Genomic DNA, 17,112 nt, shown 5'->3' with positions numbered 1-17,112 from the left:
CTCACAGTTGTAGACCTCACTTGTATGAAAGGGCTAGATTCCATTGCCAATAAAATCCTGAGTGATCACTTTAAGGAACGCTTTGATCAGTTAATAATCAATTTAAGTATTGTTGGTTTTCTTATTCATGTTTTTTTAGTCTTTTTACATTGGCTGCACGTACTGCCTGTCGAGTTGTTAAAGGGAAGCTTGCTGACCAACCCTATTGCCACACTATATACTCCCTTTACCTTTATTTTAGTATTTGAGGTCTACTTACTAATCTACTACCTGCCTTCCTCGTTCACCACCTTTGTGAGTAAGCAGTACGAGATTATTTCACTAATTGTAGTGCGACGTATTTTTAAGGATGTCTCTAATGCTACCTTATCGCTTGACTGGTTTGCATACGATTATAACATTCAGTTGTTAGCAGATTTTGTCGGTCTAATTGCATTATTTCTAATTATCCAGCAATTTAATCGGCAGGCAAAATCAAGCCCCAAAATAGGTTTCTCTGAGCGCATCGTGCCATTCCTAAGGTTTAAACGGCGAGTTAGTGTGTTGTTGTTCGCTGCCTTTGTCGGACTTACAATATTTAGCTTTGTAAAGTGGTTGCTAGAAACGTACTGGTACCTAACTGAGCAGATTAGTGAAGTAACTGATGTCAATTGGATATTTTATCATGAGTTTTTCATACTGCTCATCCTGATCGACGTACTAGTATTAATTGTTTCCTTTAAGCATATTAAAGATTATAACCAACTCATCAGAAATACCGGATTTATCTTATCTACTGTACTTATCCGGATGTCGTTCAGCGCCGAAGGTTTAATCAATATTATCATTATTGTGTTTGGAGTGCTGTTTGGGCTGATTATGCAAGCTATTTACAATCGGGGCTCGGTTGTATTTCAGGAAGAGGAAGAAATATAAAAAAGTAGCACCCTTACCGACCTAATAAAGCCTGTCTATAGAATACAAGATTTAAACTGGTCAGCCAGAAACTGGTTGCCTTTCCGGTTCATGTGTACGCCATCGCCTGTCAGTATTCCCTCGTATTGCTTGGATAGATTATTTGCCCGGAGGTACTCGCTAATATTCGTTCGAAGATCGCACAGCGGAGTATTTGTTTCATTAGCCACCTGCCGTACTACTTCGGCATACTCTACCAATCGCTGGTTGGTTTCATCTTGGCTATCGGGGTCTTCGCCAATCACGGTAGGAGTGGCTAAAATTACTTCGCTACCCGTAGCAGTAATGGTTTGAATCAAATCTTTCAGCCCGGCTTCGTACACCGATTTTTCCGTTCCAGTAGTCCCCTCAAACTTGTAGAAGTGCCACACATCATTAATACCGATGTAGATCAAGACTACATCCGGCTTATGACTCAGCACATCCTCCTGCACGCGCCCTTGAAGGTCAGGAACTTTATTACCACTGATACCCGCCCCAATAAGTTCGTAGCGAGACGTGTCCATCTGTTGGCGCAGCAGGTCAATGTAGCCACCGGGTTCGTTACCCGCTTGAGTAATAGAATCGCCAAAGAACACAATCCGTTTCTTCTCCGGCTGGCAAGCAACAATACCTATTAATAAAATCAGAAAACAAAGCGATAGTAACTGAGATACCGGCATAAGTATTTATTAGTTTTACGTGTGTATTGTTCGGGTAGCAATCGATTATTATACTGGTCATCTATCGTTATCCCAATCATCCTGGTAATAAGTTCGTTCTAAGTAAGCGAAAAGATCGTATTTTCCTAAAAGTATGGAAGCAGAAACTAACAATTTAGCCCAAAAGATCCAGCAATGGCAGTCCGTAGCTAGTAATGCTCGAGGTAAACTTAGCTTTGAGCAGACCTGGAAGACTTATCAGAATATCTACGAGAACGAACCACTCAAAGTAGCCTGGCACCCGGATGAATCTACCGTTCAAAGTGCTAACATCTCTGAGCTAATGGCGCAAGTCGAGGTAGAATCATACGCCGATTTATACCAATGGTCAATACAAAATCGAGCTGTGTTTTGGGAGGCGGTAGTTAGACGGTTGAATATTCAACTGGATAAACCTTATCAGCAGATACTGGACGATAGCCAGGGAAACGAACAGGTGAATTGGCTCAGGGGAGCGCAACTGAATATTGCGGAAAGCTGCTTCCAGGCTCCGGCTGATAAACCCGCGTTAACCCTAGCGGATGAGTCCGGGCAGACTGAAACACTATCCTACGGGCAGTTAGAAGAACTCGTAAACCGGGTAGCTTCCGGTTTAAAGAATTTAAATTTTAAGCCCGGCGATGCAGTAGCCTTGTATATGCCACTCGGAAAAGAAGCCGTAGCCGCTTACTTAGGAATTATAAAAGCGGGAATGGCAGCAGTACTGATTGCCGATAGCTTTTCGTCCCAAGAGTTAAGTAGCCGACTGAAGATCGCCAAGGCAAAAGCGGTTATCACGGTAGATGCTTACGCTTATAATCAAAAATTGCTCAATGTCTATTCACGAGTAAAAGAAGCTAATACTCCGTTAGCTGTCGTTGTACAAAACCAACCGGATACGCAATTAAGATCAGACGATATTATCTGGGATGATTTTTTAGGGGAAACCACGGCTGAAACCCATATCGGTCAGCCGGATGATACAATCAGTATACTATTCTCATCAGGCACTACTTCCGAACCTAAAGCCATTCCCTGGAACCAACTGACTCCGATTAAGTGTGCGATGGACGGACACTTTCACCACGATATTCACCCGAATGATGTAGTGACTTGGACAACGAGCATGGGCTGGATGATGGGGCCCTGGCTGATTTACGCTACGCTAATGAATCAGGCAACCATCGCGCTATTTACAGGTTCAGCGGCTTCGGCAGCATTTGGAAAATTTGTAGAAGAAACTAAGATCAGTATTCTGGGCACGATTCCTTCACTGGTGAAGGTTTGGCGGGCTAGTAAAGCTATGGAAGATTATCGGTGGTCAGTACGGGTGTTCAGCTCTACCGGAGAGCCCTCTAATGCCGAGGATTATCTGTACCTGATGTGGCTGAATAACTTTAAAGCCCCGATCATCGAGTACTGTGGTGGAACCGAGATTGGCGGTGGTTACCTCACCGGAACGGTGGTGCAACCCGCTATTCCGGCTACCTTCACCACTCCCGCTTTAGGGTTAGAAATTCGGTTCAGAAATCATGAAACAGGGGAACTTGATCCATCTCAAGCTGGGGAAGTATTCATCGTGCCTCCCGCTATCGGATTATCACAAAAGTTGCTAAACCGCGATCATCATGAAGCTTACTACGCGGGTAGCCCTACGTTGGAAGATGGTCGTCCGCTCCGCAAGCACGGCGACAATTACCAGGTTTTAGGTGAACTCAATCAGACCGTATTTTACCGCAGTCAAGGTCGAGCCGATGATGTGATGAATCTGGGAGGAATAAAAGTGAGTGCTGTAGAAATTGAGAAAGTACTTAACCAACACGGGGTAATTACAGAATCGGCGGCAGTAGCCATTTCTCCACCCGAGGGTGGTCCAGAACAATTGGTGGTTTTTTATCTGACGGATCGAACGGTAGAGAAAGAACCCCTGAAAAAAGAACTTCAAAAACTGCTTTCCCAGCAGTTGAATCCGTTGTTCCGCATTGCTGACGTAGTTCAGAAAGACAGCTTGCCGAGAACAGCCTCTAATAAGTTGATGCGCCGAACATTGCGCGATGGGTATTCTTCATAAAGAAGTTAAGCTAAAAGCAGGGTTGGAAAACTTTCCCAAAGAGAATAAGTTTGTTTGAAAAAGCTTGATTCTATCTTCTGTCATCGCTACCGCGCAAATCTGCGCCGAACTTGGAGTTCGCCAAGCGATTATTTCTCCTGGATCCCGTAATGCTCCGCTGACAATTGCTTTTGTCCGTCATCCAACTATTGAAACCTACACCGTGAGTGATGAACGGTCGGCAGCGTTTATTGGGTTAGGCATGGCTCGGCAAACTCATAATCCGGTAGCCTTGATTTGTACTTCGGGGAGTGCCGCGTATAATTACGCTCCCGCCGTAGCCGAAGCCTACTTCCAGCAAATTCCTTTACTCATCCTGACAGCTGACCGTCCACCCGAGTGGATCGACCAACTGGATGGGCAAACTATTCGGCAGCGCAACATTTATGGTAAGCACGTAAAGGCAAGTTATGAATTACCTGTCGGTCAGGCCGAAGCCGACCAGTGGTACGCCCATCGTCAGGTTTCAGAAGCGATAAATCAAACCCAAAGATATCCGCCAGGACCAGTTCACGTAAATATTCCCATTCGTGAGCCGTTCTACCCAGAAGAAGGCAAAGAAATTTCTTTTGATGATTCGGTAAAAGTAATTCAGTATCATGAAGGAGACATGCAGTTGTCCTTAGCATTACAACAGCAGTTGCAAGCCGAGTGGCAGCAGTATGAGCGTAAGCTAATCGTGGTTGGGCAGGGCAATCTAGATCAGAATGTGTGTCGGCAAATAGCGGAGTATAGTGAATATCAGCAGGTTCCGGTGGTAGCGGATATAATCTCAAATTTTCATTTGGCGGACTCTACTGTTAGGCATCCTGATGTTTTTCTCGGGAAAAACGCATCAGGGTCGCTACAACCCGACTTGCTACTTACTTTTGGGCTTTCGGTTATTTCCAAAAATTTAAAACTCTTCTTACGGAAACATCGCCCACAAGCTCATTGGCACATTCAGCCGAGCGGGGTAACGGCTGATACTTTTCAGTCTCTAACCAAAGTCATTTATACCCGCTCGACTACTTTTTTTCAGATAGCGAAAGATTGGTTGGGAAAATCCCCGAGCGATTACTATCAAGCCTGGCAAGAGCAGGAAGAACAGGCTACTCAGAAGGTTACTACGTTTTTTGAATCTGATGAGACGAAGGCGAGTGAGTTTTATGCCGTGGTGACGGTGCTAAAGAACCTTCCTCAGCCAAGTAGCTTACATTTGGCGAATAGCATGGCAGTTCGTTATGCTAATCTGATTAGTTTACCGAATGACTATACTGATGTAGAAGTAATCGCCAATCGGGGTACCAGTGGCATTGATGGAAGCAGCAGCACTGCCGTAGGTGCTGCCTTAGCTTCTCCCAATCGACTGCATATTCTGATTACGGGCGATCTGGCATTTTTCTACGACCGCAATGCTTTCTGGCATAACTATCTAGTTCCTAACCTTAGAATAATTGTTTTAAACAATCACGGTGGTGGAATCTTCCGGATGATTGATGGGCCAAGCCGTCAGCCTGAACTGGAAGAGTATTTTGTAACTCAACAAAAATTGGAAGCAAAAAATACGGCAAGTGATTTTGGTTTAGAATACCATCGATTGGATATAAATCAGAATGAAGCGCATCTCGAACTAGAACAATTACTACCTGGTTTTTTTACCGATCACCGCCAGCACGCCAAGTTGCTAGAAATTGTTTCGGATAGTCAAACCAATACCGATATTTTTCGTCAATTTAAATCTGGGGATTAGGTGACAGGTTTTAGGAATTGGAAAGCATAAACATAGGTAGAGGTAATTATAGGCGTTTCCAAAACCTAACACCCAATTCCAAACACCATTAACAATAATTAAACAATTAGCAACTATGACCATGTCGCTAGATAATCTTCGGATAGGGAAGAAGTATTACCTCTATAACTACGGGGAAGAATCTCGCTTTGAGGTGTTGGAAAGGTTGGAGGACAAAAATTACCGGGTGAAAGATTTACTTTCGCTAGATACTTACGAGCTAAGCGATCTAATCAAATACGGTACTTCAGATGATTTTGAGATTGAGGAAATAAGAGAATCCAGCCTTTGAGAAGATCCCGAAAACATATTACTCAGCGGATTAGCCAGTTAGATGCTTGGCGCGATCATCAGGAAATTGCGTATCTGCTGACTTGCCACGTATTCCCGTGGGATCTTGAGCGGGCGTTAGAATTTGCGCTGTTTCGTACTTACGCCGTTCCCTCTATCTCCAAGCTACTCGCCCAAACTGGAGAGCTAACCAAGCGACCCCAAAAACGCTACGACGATACCGAAATCATTATGTATACGCTGGCCGAGCACGGCTACGATAGCGAGCGAGGGAGAAAAGCGTTGCGCCGCATGAACCAGATGCACGGACGCTTTTCAATTACCAACGAAGATATGCTATACGTGCTAACTACGTTCATTTACGAACCTAATCGTTGGTTAAAACGCTACGGCTGGCGTAAACCGACCCAAAAAGAAGAGTTAGCTACTTTCTATTTTTATCGGGAAGTGGGAAAGCGAATGAACATTAAGGATATTCCTGATAACTATCACGAATTGGAACAGTTCAATATTGACTACGAGCGCAAATATTTCAAGTACGCACCATCGAACCGTGCGGTAGGAGAGGCCACCTGCGATTTATTTCTAAGTTTCTACCTACCTAAGCAACTGTGGCCTCTCGGTCGCCCATTGCTTTACGCCATGATGGACGAAAATTTGCTCAATGCATTCGGTTTTCCGCACCCTTCAGTATTGATGAGAAAAGTTACCACAGGTGGATTGAAGCTACGCGCCAAACTTATGCGCTACTGGCCTGAGCGTAGCAAGCCAGTTTTGGGAAGTGAGCGAAATCGACCTACTTATCCTGATGGATACAAAATTGAAGAATTGGGTACGTTTTAATTCATAGCTGTTTTAGTTTTACTAATCTAGAAATGAGAATATTGTGAGGCAATTAATCCGATAGACGTAATTAAAACCTTAGATAGGAAATGACTGATACCGAGATAAAATTGCAAGGGCTAGAAGTTTTAGTAGCGAGCTTAGGGGAAGTTCGGGCTGAGCGCTTTATCAGCTTAATTATGCGAGAACCGTTCGATTACACCCAATGGCAAAGAAAATTATGGATAGATCAGGCGGTTGAGGAGTTGAGTCAACACGCCCTAGTTAATGACCCCTGAACCAATAAGTTCTTCTCCGCTGTACCAAGCAACGAACTGTCCGGCAGCAATGCTTTTCTGGGGACGATCAAAGACGATGTAGAGCCCCTCGGCGGTTTGGTACAGCGTAGCTTCTTCCAGGTTTTGGCGGTAGCGAATACGTGCCTGATAACGAGCTTCTTCGCCATCTTCCAGCCGTAAATCTTCTCGCAGCCAATGAGTTTCCTCTTTGGTTACAAATAACGCCGGGCGGTATAAGCCGGAGTGTTGGTCACTTTGTCCGACGTATACTATGTTTTCGGTAGTGTCGGTGGCTAATACAAACAGGGGCTCGGGACTACCGCCTACGTTTAACCCTTTTCGCTGACCAATAGTAAAATAATGAGCACCCTGGTGTTCGCCCACCACTTTGCCCAAATCAGGTTGGTATGCATAAGGCGCAGCCAATTCAGTTAAACTATTGGCAGCAGTTTCTTCGCCGGAAGTGGTGACTAGTTGGCGTTCGAAGACCGAAGCATCTTTCGGTATTTCTATAATTCTTCCCTTCTTGGGAAGCAGTTTTTGCTGTAAAAACTCCGGTAGGCGCACTTTACCTATAAAACATAATCCCTGAGAGTCTTTCTTTTCTGCTGTTACTAGATCCAGCTCACGAGCCAGTTGGCGCACTTCCGATTTTTCCATTTCCCCGATCGGAAACAATGCTTTACTTAACTGCTCCTGATTGAGCTGACAGAGAAAGTAGCTTTGATCTTTGTTATGGTCTTTTCCCGCTAGTAGGTGGTAAGTTTCGCTGCCTTCTGCGTTAGTACTTTCGGCTTTACGGCAATAGTGACCCGTCGCCACGAAGTCTGCTCCCAATCGTAGAGCCGTTTTAAGAAAAATATCAAACTTAATCTCGCGGTTACATAGCACATCGGGGTTGGGGGTTCTACCCTGCTCGTATTCGTGGAACATATAGTCTACAATCCGCTCTTTATATGCTGCGCTTAGGTCAATCGTCTGGAACGGTACGCCTAACTTCTGGGCAACGATCAAGGCATCCTGACTGTCTTCCACCCAAGGGCATTCCCGACTGATGACTACGCTGTCGTCGTGCCAGTTTTTCATGAACAGACCAATCACCTCGTAGCCTTGTTCTACTAGTAAATGTGCTGCTACACTGGAGTCTACTCCCCCCGACATGCCGACTACCACTCTCTTCTTCATAACATAAGATTTGCTAAGTATACTGCAATCTGGGAAAAATGGTTCAGCTTAAACAATTAGCAATGAACAGTTAACAATGTGCAATGAATAGAAGTTAGCGACAAATGACTAAGTTTATTGAAGCTCGAGAGAAATATCGTCCTAGCAAGGTTAAATTACTGTTCGTTACCGAGGCACCGCCACCGGAAGAGCGAAATCGTTACTTTTATTTCGAAAAGGTACGCCGGGGCGATAGCTTATTTTTGGAAATGATGAAGGTGCTATTTGCCGAAGAGGTAGCAGCCTTTGAAACCGTAAGGCAACTACGAGCCGAGAAAAGCTATTTTCTGGAACGCTTTCAGGAAGAAGGTTTTTTCCTCATGCATGGTCACGATTCGCCATTGCCTAATACTACTGCTACCGCTCGCACCAATGTGTATCGCGAGAATGTGCCTGAACTTATTCAGAAAATTCTATTGGTAGCTAGTCCCAATGTACCTATCGTCTTAATCTCAGCCGTGATTTTTCGGGGAGTAGCCGAACCGCTAAGAAAGAGCGGGTTCCGGGTAATTCACAACGAAATGATTGAGTTTCCTAACTCTGGCCAACAGTTGAACTTCCGGCGGAAGTTAAGGCCACTGTTGATGCAAAAAGGCTACTTACCAGCTGCCCTGTAACCAGTTCAGGAAAAAACAGACAGATCTACTTCGCTCAGAAATGAAGAAAGCCGGTCAGTGTCCTTAAAGGCATCTACGCTTACTTGCAGCGTAGTGATATTGTACCTGTACTCCACATAGAAATCATCTAGTGCGTATAAGCGAGTAATACAATCTCCGATAGTAGTAAGCGTTAAAAAATGAGCGTACTGATGAATTGTATAAATTTGCTGTCTAACTGAATACTTCTTGAAATCCTGATGCGTCATAATAAGCGAGGGTTACAGCAACAAATAAATATGATAAGTAGTACTTTTTCTTTGCCAAACTCAACGATAGCTTACTTGCGACAGATTTGCCCAAAAGTTCTAGTAACTTCACTGCTATGGATACCCTAACCCATACTCCACCCTCCAGTGATCGAGTGGTAAACTTATCTAACTGGCTGACCACCCCCATAGATAATAGTTCGTTAATTTTATTTCGAGTAGCCTTCGGCTTTCTGATTGCTGCCGAGGGCTTTGGAGCCATTCTAACCGGCTGGGTGGGTCGAACATACGTTGAGCCAGCTTTCACCTTTAACTTCATTGGCCTCGATTTTCTGCAAATACTATTGGGTGAAACGATGTACGCAGTCTACGGACTAATGGGAGTAGCCGGAGTAATGGTGATGTTGGGCTATCGCTATCGGTTGGCGATGCTAACCTATGCGGTACTATGGTCGGCGAGCTATCTTTTGCAGAAAACCAGCTATAATAATCACTATTACTTACTGATGCTACTATGCTGGGTTATGGCGTTGATGCCGGCTCATCGCTACTACTCACTCGATGTGCAGCAAAACAGGGTAGCAAAGTCGCTTACATGCCCACGTTGGTGTACGGTGGTTTTTGTGGTGCAACTGTTTATTGTGTACACATTTGCTTCGCTAGCTAAAATATATCCAGATTGGCTGGCGGGTATTCCTGTTGGCTTATGGTTTGGCGGCAAGGCTGACTTCTGGCTCATTGGGCCGTTGCTACAGCAAGAGTGGTTACAAACAATGGTGGTGTACGGTGGTATTGCGTTTGATGGCTTAATCATTCCAGCCTTGTTGTGGCGCAAGACTCGTCCGTGGGCATTTGCAATAGGCGTGTTCTTTCACGGATTTAACTCAGCCGTTTTTCATATTGGTATTTTTCCTTATCTCGCTATCGCGCTTTGCGTATTTTTCTTCCCGCCCACACAGGTTCGCCAAGTGTTTTTTAAGCGTAAACCATCGGTTACTTCTGAAGTAGTGACTCAAACTAATTATAGCTTACCAACTTGGATAATGGCTCTGGGAATTATATACTTTGCTTGGCAGGTGTATCTACCACTACGGCATTATTTGTACGAAGGAAATGTATTCTGGACGGAAGAAGGGCACCGGTTATCGTGGCGCATGATGCTGCGTACTAAGGCTGGTTCAGTTCGGTTTATGGTAGAGGATAAAGCAACTGGGGAAATTTGGTGGGAGGAACCTCGCGATCATCTTACTTCCAAACAATCCCGCAAGTTGGCGACCCACCCGGATATGATCTGGCAGTTTAGCCAGTATTTGGAGAAAACGTACCAAGAAAAGGGCTACGCCGATGTGGCGATCTACGCTCACGGTAAAGTAAGTCTCAACGGCCACAAACGGGCTCCTTTAGTAGACAGTTCGGTAGATTTGGCCGATGTATCTTGGCAGCCCTTCCGCCATGCTACCTGGATTTATCCCGATAGAAATCTGCCAGAATAGTGTTTCGCAATTCGTTACGAAGGAGACTTCACTAACTCCATAAACCATTCGGGTGAATCAACTGATGAAAATCCGTACTGCTGATAAAGTGCGTGAGCATCGGCAGTGAGTAGCCCCCAGCGCTGTAGATTCTGTAAATCAGCATGGTTCATGATACTCCTAAGCATTTGTTTACTCAACCCTCGGCCTCGGTAATCCTCTACAATAAAAACATCCATGAGCCAAGCAAACACCGCGTAGTCAGTCACTACGCGGGCAAACCCTACCTGTTTACCGCTCGGGTGGTACACTCCAAAGCACAATGAATTTGCAATGGATTTTTCTACTACCGAACGGCTTCTGCCTTTAGACCAATACGCCTGACTGCTCAGGTAGGCATGAATCATATCTATATCCAGTTTATTACGGTCAGTAGATACCAAGAAGGTCTCTTCCATTGCTTAAGTATTGAGCTGGTAGACTGGTTCAATACTACAATTTTTCTCAAAGTTATCCGCCTCCTGAATCACTTATCTATTTAACTAAAAACAGAAAGGGGTCTACAGTGGATAGTTTTCAGAAACAGTAGTAACTGCCGTAGAAAAAATCAAAAATGCAGTAGTATAGCGATGTGTTCTTGTGTATTTAGGTGTTCGTGGATAACTTTGAACACCTGAACACCTGAACACCTGAACACCTGAACACCTGAACACCTGAACACCTATAATTGATGATTGCACTAGTAACCGGAGCCAACCGAGGAATTGGCCAAGAAGTTTGTCGGCAGTTAGCCGAGGCAGGACACCAAGTAATTTTAACTAGCCGGAATGAAGAAAAAGGAAAGAAGGCAGTGGCAGAGCTAGGTAGTGACCAAATATCCTATCATCCGCTAGATGTGACCAACGACGCTAGTATAGCCAAGATACGAAGCTACGTGGAAGAGCAGTACGGACGACTGGATATGCTGATTAATAATGCGGGTATTCACTACGACTCTTGGCAGAACGCCGAGCAAGCAGATTTGAAAATTGCTCAAGAAGCTTTTGATGCTAATCTGCTGGGGCCTTGGCGAGTGAGCCAAGCCTTTATTCCGATGATGCGCGAGCATAGCTACGGACGAATTGTCAATGTTTCTAGCGGAGCGGGAGCACTAAATGGTATGAGCGGAGGCACTCCGGCTTACAGCATTTCTAAAGCATCGCTAAATGTGCTCACCATCAAACTTGCTGCCGACCTAAAAGGAACTGGTATTTTGGTGAATTCAGTAGGTCCAGGTTGGGTTCGTACCGATATGGGTGGAAAAGAAGCACCGCGTAGTGTGGCCGAGGGAGCGGAGGGCATTGTCTGGGCCGCAACCCTTCCTAAGGACGGGCCAACTGGTGGTTTCTTCCGCGACGGTAAGCGGATTGAGTGGTAGTTTTTTAGTCCATAGCCCACGGTTGACAGTCGTTGGGTGTTGCTAGAGTGTTCAGGTGTTACCGTGTTATTTTTCACATCTCACATCTCACATCTCACATCTCACATCTCACATCTCCTTCAGTGATGAATCTCCTCTTGATTGCCGGCTCGTTGGGCTTTCCTGAGCCAGAAAATACCGTTTACGTGCGCTTGCCACTGGGGTAAACGTGCAATTAATGCCACTTCTTCCAGAGAATCTAGTAATGATAGACCAATCATCGCGGTAAATAGCCAAGGTTGGGGTCCAAAGAAAAACATACTCATGAAAAAAACGGCCTGCACTACCGTAGCTGCTCGGGCGGAGATGGTATGAAAGCTGGAATAAGTGCCGTAGCGAATAAGGGCAAATAGCAATTGAAAAATATACAGCCCAATGACTGTAAAAATCCAGGAAGAATTCTCGGCGAAAAAGACTGGTTCAAAAATGTAAAGTCCGATAACCCCCGCTGCTAACAAGAACTCATCAGCAATAGAATCTAGTCGGCCTCGCCGATCGGTTTCCATACGGAAGGTGCGCGCTACAAAACCATCCAATGCATCAGTACAAAAACTAACAAAGTAGATGAAAGCGACCAAAAGCCTGATTTCCAGGCCAATTAACACCAAGACGAAAGGCACTGACACTAAGCGTAAGAAGGGTATCCACTCCGCAAGATTATAGTCTTGCACCTTAAACAATGGCTTCACAATGTAATAGTATCAGTTAAAAATTAGCGACAAAATACTATGCCACAACCTATGCATTCTACCGGAAAAGGTACAGGATTCCTATAAGATTTCAAACGCGATCCGCCGATTTTTTTGACGGCCTTCGGCGGTATTGTTATCAGCGATAGGTTTTTCGGCACCGTAGCCTTGGTACGCTAGTCGTTCGGCAGGCACTCCAGCCTGAAGTAAATAATCATAAACAGCTTTGGCTCGTTGTGTAGAGAGCGTTTTGTTATACGAATCGGAGCCTACGTTATCAGTGTGCCCATTAATAGAAACGGAAATAGTTGGGTTCTCTTGCAGAAAGGACGCGATTTTATCGAGCTCGGGCTTAGACTTCTCTTGGATAACGTATTTATCGGTATCAAAAAAAACGTTATTCAGCACTGTTTCCCGTCCTTTTTCTACCGGGTCTAAGTAAACATCGATTTCAATGGGTTGCTGAATATAAGCCTCAGATGGTGCTAAGTAGTTAAAGGTAAGGCTTCTGAAAAGGAAATTGTCTTTGTTGACGTACAAAGCATATTCTGAGCCTTCGGTAAGTACCATTAAATACTCCCCGTTTGCTGGGTCAGAAGTTACGGCAGAGATGGGTTGTTGCTGGCGTAAATCCACTAACTCAATGGTAGCTTCCAGCGGTTCCTTTGTCAATGCGTGGTAGACCTTTCCGAATACGTAATTGCTGCGATTTTGCACCTGAATCTGGGCGGGAATAGCAAAGGTGTAGATTTCGCTGCGGATGTACTGTCCTTGTCGCTGCTCTTCGTTGGAGTAGTAAGCATCTTGTCCGTCGGCAGTGATAAATAGGGAAGCCTGATCTTCGTAGGTATTGATTGGATAACCCAAGTTTTTAGGCTCACTCCACTGTTTTTCGGTTTGCTCGGTTACGTACAAATCAAACCCACCAAAGCCCGGCCGGCCATTGGAAGCAAAATACAGAGTTTGCCCGTTCACATGGATGAAGGGTGATACTTCATCCCGAGGAGTATTAATTGTTTTTCCAGCATTCTGGGCATTGCTCCACTCGCCCTGCGAATTGCGCCGGGTCAGATAAATATCCCGTTTTCCTAGTCCGCCCGATCGGTCGGAAACAAAGTATAGCGTGTTGCCGTCGGCTGATAATGTGGGCTGTGACTCCCAGGACGATGAGTTTACTTCCGCCCCTAAGTTCTTCGGAACCGACCAGGTATCGCCTGTTCGGTAGCTCACAAACAAATCGCAGCTACCGTAGCCCTTTCGGCCTTCGCAAGCCGTGAAGATCAGCGTGCGTCCGTCGGCTGAAATAGCACAGGTGCCTTCATTATGCATGGTGGTAATATTCTCGGAAAGGAGTTCAGGAGCTTGCCACTCACCCTGGGCGTTTTTATGACTTACGTAGATATCTTCATCGTAACGCGGGCTAACTCCGCGCCTTCCGGTGAAGATCATCGTTTGCTGATCTACCGTAAGTACCGGAAAATACTGGAGCGGAAACTGATGAAGTTGTCCTTCCACTCGTCGGGGCTGAAAATCTACCGGTTGCTGAATAGCTTCTTCGGTAAAATTAATGTTTGCTAGCAGCATCTGCGCTTCATCCCTAATTACTTGCGCTACTTTGGGAGTTTCTATTGCGGAGGTAGCGAGTGAGCGGGCATCGGCATATTTTCCTTGCTGAAAATACATTTTGGCTAATTGGTAGGGGGCTTCCACGAATTTCGCGTTTCCTGGCTGCTGTTTCGCTACTTTTTTATAGTGATATTCGGCTCGAGCGGCATCCAGTAGTACTTCGTAGATTTTGGCAGCTTGTAAATGAGCTTCAGAAAAAGCGGGGTCTTTTTTCAGGCAATAGTCTAATAATTCTAGAGCCTGACCGTATTGCCGTCGTAAGAAGAAAGAAAAAGCATCCTCGTAGTACTCAATAGCTTTTTTAGACTTAGATGTATAGGAAGTGGTATTCCGGCGGGGTGGCTCTTGCTGTTTTTTTCTTTGGCTAGCACCCCGCTGGGCAGTTACCTCATTGGTGCATAAAATGCTGGAAAAAAGGAAGATAAGAATGGCGAAAAAACGAGATTTCATGCAATTGGTATCAGGCTTTGAGTCGGCAACACCTTTTTAGTAAAAACAGTGCCCCCTTGTAGGTTATCGAGCAAGTTCGTTACTTTATTGCCATAATAAGTAACTACACATCATGATCCGACGAAGAAATTTCCTTAAAAAAGTAAGTGCGGGAGTAGCAGCCACTGCCGCAGCAACGGCTACCGCTAGTCCCTCTCAGGCATTGGCAAAACCAACTGCCAAACCAGTGGTAGTTTCTACCTGGGAGCACGGTATTAATGCCAATGCGGCGGCCTGGAAAATTCTGAATCAAGGAGGAACCGCCCTAGATGCAGTGGAAGCCGGGGTGCGGATCACTGAGGCCGAAGATAATTTAAGTGTAGGCTACGGCGGTTTACCCGATCGGGACGGTCGAGTGACCCTAGATGCCTGCATTATGGATGAAAACGGCGAGTGCGGTGCCGTAGCGTGTTTAGAAGGAATTAAGCACCCAATTTCGGTGGCTCGGCAGGTAATGGAAGAAACCCCTCACGTGATGCTGGTAGGCGAAGGAGCCTTACAATTTGCGATGGATCAAGGATTTGAACAGGAGAACTTGCTCACCGAACGGGCCGAGAAAGCCTGGCAAGAATGGCTAAAGGAAGCCGAATACAAACCCATTATCAACGTAGAGAACCACGATACTATCGGTATGGTTGCCCTAGATGCCGACGGAAACCTATCGGGAGCCTGTACGACCAGTGGCTTAGCCTACAAGATGCACGGTCGGGTAGGAGATTCACCCATTATTGGGGCGGGCTTATTCGTCGATAATGAAGTAGGAGCTGCTACCGCCACCGGTATGGGCGAAGCCGTTATAAAAGTATGTGGAGCGCATCTGATCGTAGAACTGATGCGGCAAGGTAACTCACCTCAGCAAGCCTGCGAAAAAGCGGTGCGCCGAATTGCCAAACAAAAAAATGCCAAAGACATTCAGATTGGGTTTTTGGCCGTCAGCAAACAAGGAGAAGTAGGGGCATATAGTTTGCAGCCTGGCTTCAATTTTGCTCAATATGCTCAAGGAACCAATCAGATGAAAGATGTAGAGAGTTTTTACTCTTAATTTGTCAATAATTTTTCAGAAAATTGCGTTCTAAAGTAGTGTTAAAGTATTATGGTGTTAGTGTGCTATGGTAATGAGCGTGAAGTTTTTTGGTACCGAGTTCATTCTGAACCTAAAACGATAACACTATAACACTTCGCACTATAGCACCATAGTCGACCACAAATGAGAACTTCATTGAGAGCCACAATTGCGTATTTAGCCGCTATTCAAATTATTTCGGTAGCTTGTACTTCGCAGGAGGCTTATGACATTCCGGAAGTACCCACCTTCGACGAAGAATACTATTCGTATGCTTTGGCTTCGGTAGACGAAATTATTCAGGATGAACCGGAGAATGCCGATGCCTACTATCATCGAGCCGAACTACTGCTCCAGCAGAACAAAGCTAATAATGCTCTGGCCAGTATCCGAAAAGCTCTGGAGATAAATGGCGATGAACCAGCTTATCATCTTGCTAGTGCGCGGGCGTTGCTGCTGAAAGGGCAAAACCGGGAAGCGGTGCGAGCAGCTCAATTAGCGCGTAGCAAAGGAGGCGAACGGATCGATATCTACGATATTCTCGCTGAAGCTAATATCAACAGTAACTATTTTGAAGAGGCACTGCACTACAGCGATAGTGCCCTGAGGTACGCCCCTAAAAACCCGCAAAACTATTTTCGGAAAGGAAAAGCATTAGTCATGCTAGGAGATACGCTGGCTGCGGAGCAAAACTTGCTTAAAAGCCTGGAGCTAGGAGCTGAGGCCGTAGCCGTGTACGGAGTATTGGTGGATTTTTACATGAACACCGGCGACTATAAGCGGGCTAAATCGTATATGGAAAAGATTCTTGAGCAGCCTAAAAATGCTACTGATAGCCGATTGCTACTGCAACAAGCCCGAATTTTACGAAAAACCGGTTACGAAGATAGTGCCCGAGTAATTTTGTATCAAATCAAAACACAGACTCGCACTCCAGTAGTATTAGTATTACGCGAGTTGCAGAATCTATACTATAAAGACCGTCGTTACGATTCTGCCGCTCATTATTCTCGTCAGCTATTGGCTATTCAGTCAGATGACAAGCAGGCGATGCTAACGTTGGCCCGGGTGCAGAATAAGCGCTATAACTATTCGCGAGCCATTGAGCAGTACGAAGCCATTCTGGAACTGGATTCTATGCAGCAGTACAGTATTCATCAGATAGCCACTCAAGAGCTTGATGATCTACGAGGAAAAGTTGCATATTTGTACCGTAAAAAGCAGGAAGAAGAATTTCAGCGAATGAAACAGGGGGTGCCGTCAATTCAATCGATCACCCCTGACGAACCTAACCCGTAATA

At 45.3% G+C, this 17,112-nt stretch carries 17 protein-coding genes; 11 read left to right on the top strand and 6 right to left on the bottom strand.

All coding sequences use genetic code 11. The features are described from left to right. Positions 1 to 24 precede the first annotated feature (24 nt). On the top strand, positions 25 to 915 hold the full coding sequence (locus P0M28_RS06890) for a hypothetical protein (RefSeq protein ID WP_302208954.1): 891 nt from the start codon (positions 25 to 27) through the stop codon (positions 913 to 915). A gap of 35 nt (positions 916 to 950) precedes the next feature. Here the strand turns inward: P0M28_RS06890 and P0M28_RS06885 are convergent, their stop codons facing one another. Beyond that, positions 951 to 1,616, bottom strand: coding sequence for an SGNH/GDSL hydrolase family protein (locus tag P0M28_RS06885; protein WP_302208952.1), 666 nt, complete (start codon positions 1,614 to 1,616; stop codon positions 951 to 953). Positions 1,617 to 1,749: 133 nt separating this feature from the next. Here P0M28_RS06885 and P0M28_RS06880 point away from each other — a divergent pair, with 133 nt between their 5' ends. From P0M28_RS06880 to P0M28_RS06860, 5 genes are all read left to right on the top strand, one after another. Beyond that, a complete protein-coding gene (locus P0M28_RS06880; RefSeq protein ID WP_302208950.1) occupies positions 1,750 to 3,705 on the top strand; it encodes an AMP-binding protein in 1,956 nt (651 codons plus the stop codon). Positions 3,706 to 3,769: 64 nt separating this feature from the next. Beyond that, positions 3,770 to 5,476: a 2-succinyl-5-enolpyruvyl-6-hydroxy-3-cyclohexene-1-carboxylic-acid synthase gene (gene menD, locus P0M28_RS06875; protein ID WP_302208949.1), complete on the top strand. Its 1,707-nt coding sequence runs from the start codon at positions 3,770 to 3,772 to the stop codon at positions 5,474 to 5,476. Between the two features lie 115 nt (positions 5,477 to 5,591). Then, positions 5,592 to 5,807 (top strand): hypothetical protein, encoded by a 216-nt coding sequence (locus P0M28_RS06870; RefSeq protein WP_302208948.1) that lies wholly within the window; start codon positions 5,592 to 5,594, stop codon positions 5,805 to 5,807. Further along, complete coding sequence (locus tag P0M28_RS06865) at positions 5,804 to 6,649, top strand: oxygenase MpaB family protein (protein WP_302208947.1); 846 nt, start codon at positions 5,804 to 5,806, stop codon at positions 6,647 to 6,649. The genes P0M28_RS06870 and P0M28_RS06865 overlap by 4 nt, the downstream gene beginning before the upstream one ends. 89 nt (positions 6,650 to 6,738) lie before the next feature. Next, positions 6,739 to 6,927 carry a hypothetical protein gene (locus tag P0M28_RS06860; protein WP_302208946.1) on the top strand — a complete coding sequence of 63 codons (189 nt, stop codon included), beginning with the start codon at positions 6,739 to 6,741 and terminating at the stop codon, positions 6,925 to 6,927. Here the strand turns inward: P0M28_RS06860 and mnmA are convergent. Continuing rightward, positions 6,910 to 8,112: a tRNA 2-thiouridine(34) synthase MnmA gene (mnmA, locus tag P0M28_RS06855; protein ID WP_302208945.1), complete on the bottom strand. Its 1,203-nt coding sequence runs from the start codon at positions 8,110 to 8,112 to the stop codon at positions 6,910 to 6,912. The genes P0M28_RS06860 and mnmA overlap by 18 nt on opposite strands. Positions 8,113 to 8,216: 104 nt before the next feature. Between mnmA and P0M28_RS06850 the strand changes: the two genes are divergently transcribed. Further along, complete coding sequence (locus P0M28_RS06850; protein WP_302208943.1) at positions 8,217 to 8,768, top strand: hypothetical protein; 552 nt, start codon at positions 8,217 to 8,219, stop codon at positions 8,766 to 8,768. A gap of 5 nt (positions 8,769 to 8,773) precedes the next feature. On the opposite strand, the gene P0M28_RS06845 is transcribed toward P0M28_RS06850, so the two are convergent. Next, entirely contained in the window at positions 8,774 to 9,016 is a 243-nt protein-coding gene (locus tag P0M28_RS06845; protein WP_302208942.1) for a hypothetical protein, read from the bottom strand. Between the two features lie 116 nt (positions 9,017 to 9,132). Here P0M28_RS06845 and P0M28_RS06840 point away from each other — a divergent pair, with 116 nt between their 5' ends. Next, entirely contained in the window at positions 9,133 to 10,509 is a 1,377-nt protein-coding gene (locus P0M28_RS06840) for an HTTM domain-containing protein (protein ID WP_302208941.1), read from the top strand. Between the two features lie 14 nt (positions 10,510 to 10,523). Here P0M28_RS06840 and P0M28_RS06835 read toward each other — a convergent pair whose 3' ends face one another. After that, positions 10,524 to 10,946, bottom strand: coding sequence for a GNAT family N-acetyltransferase (locus P0M28_RS06835; protein ID WP_302208940.1), 423 nt, complete (start codon positions 10,944 to 10,946; stop codon positions 10,524 to 10,526). Between the two features lie 272 nt (positions 10,947 to 11,218). On the opposite strand from P0M28_RS06835, the gene P0M28_RS06830 reads away from it, so the two are divergent. Next, positions 11,219 to 11,905 carry an SDR family oxidoreductase gene (locus P0M28_RS06830; protein WP_302208939.1) on the top strand — a complete coding sequence of 229 codons (687 nt, stop codon included), beginning with the start codon at positions 11,219 to 11,221 and terminating at the stop codon, positions 11,903 to 11,905. A 119-nt stretch (positions 11,906 to 12,024) separates the two neighbouring features. Here the strand turns inward: P0M28_RS06830 and P0M28_RS06825 are convergent, their stop codons facing one another. Together P0M28_RS06825 and P0M28_RS06820 are read right to left on the bottom strand one after the other, a co-directional pair. Further along, positions 12,025 to 12,633, bottom strand: a complete 609-nt coding sequence (locus tag P0M28_RS06825) for a CDP-alcohol phosphatidyltransferase family protein (protein ID WP_302208938.1) — start codon at positions 12,631 to 12,633, stop codon at positions 12,025 to 12,027. A gap of 81 nt (positions 12,634 to 12,714) precedes the next feature. Further along, positions 12,715 to 14,709, bottom strand: a complete 1,995-nt coding sequence (locus P0M28_RS06820; RefSeq protein WP_302208937.1) for an OmpA family protein — start codon at positions 14,707 to 14,709, stop codon at positions 12,715 to 12,717. Between the two features lie 112 nt (positions 14,710 to 14,821). On the opposite strand from P0M28_RS06820, the gene P0M28_RS06815 reads away from it, so the two are divergent. Then, positions 14,822 to 15,790 (top strand): isoaspartyl peptidase/L-asparaginase family protein, encoded by a 969-nt coding sequence (locus tag P0M28_RS06815; RefSeq protein ID WP_302208936.1) that lies wholly within the window; start codon positions 14,822 to 14,824, stop codon positions 15,788 to 15,790. Between the two features lie 165 nt (positions 15,791 to 15,955). Beyond that, the gene (locus P0M28_RS06810) at positions 15,956 to 17,110 is read left to right on the top strand and encodes a tetratricopeptide repeat protein (protein ID WP_302208935.1); all 1,155 of its coding nucleotides are present in this window, start codon (positions 15,956 to 15,958) and stop codon (positions 17,108 to 17,110) included. Positions 17,111 to 17,112: the final 2 nt, after the last annotated feature.

The organism is Tunicatimonas pelagia, from assembly GCF_030506325.1.
Lineage (GTDB): Bacteria > Bacteroidota > Bacteroidia > Cytophagales > Cyclobacteriaceae > Tunicatimonas > Tunicatimonas pelagia.
This window is presented reverse-complemented; position numbering and strand designations above follow the sequence as displayed.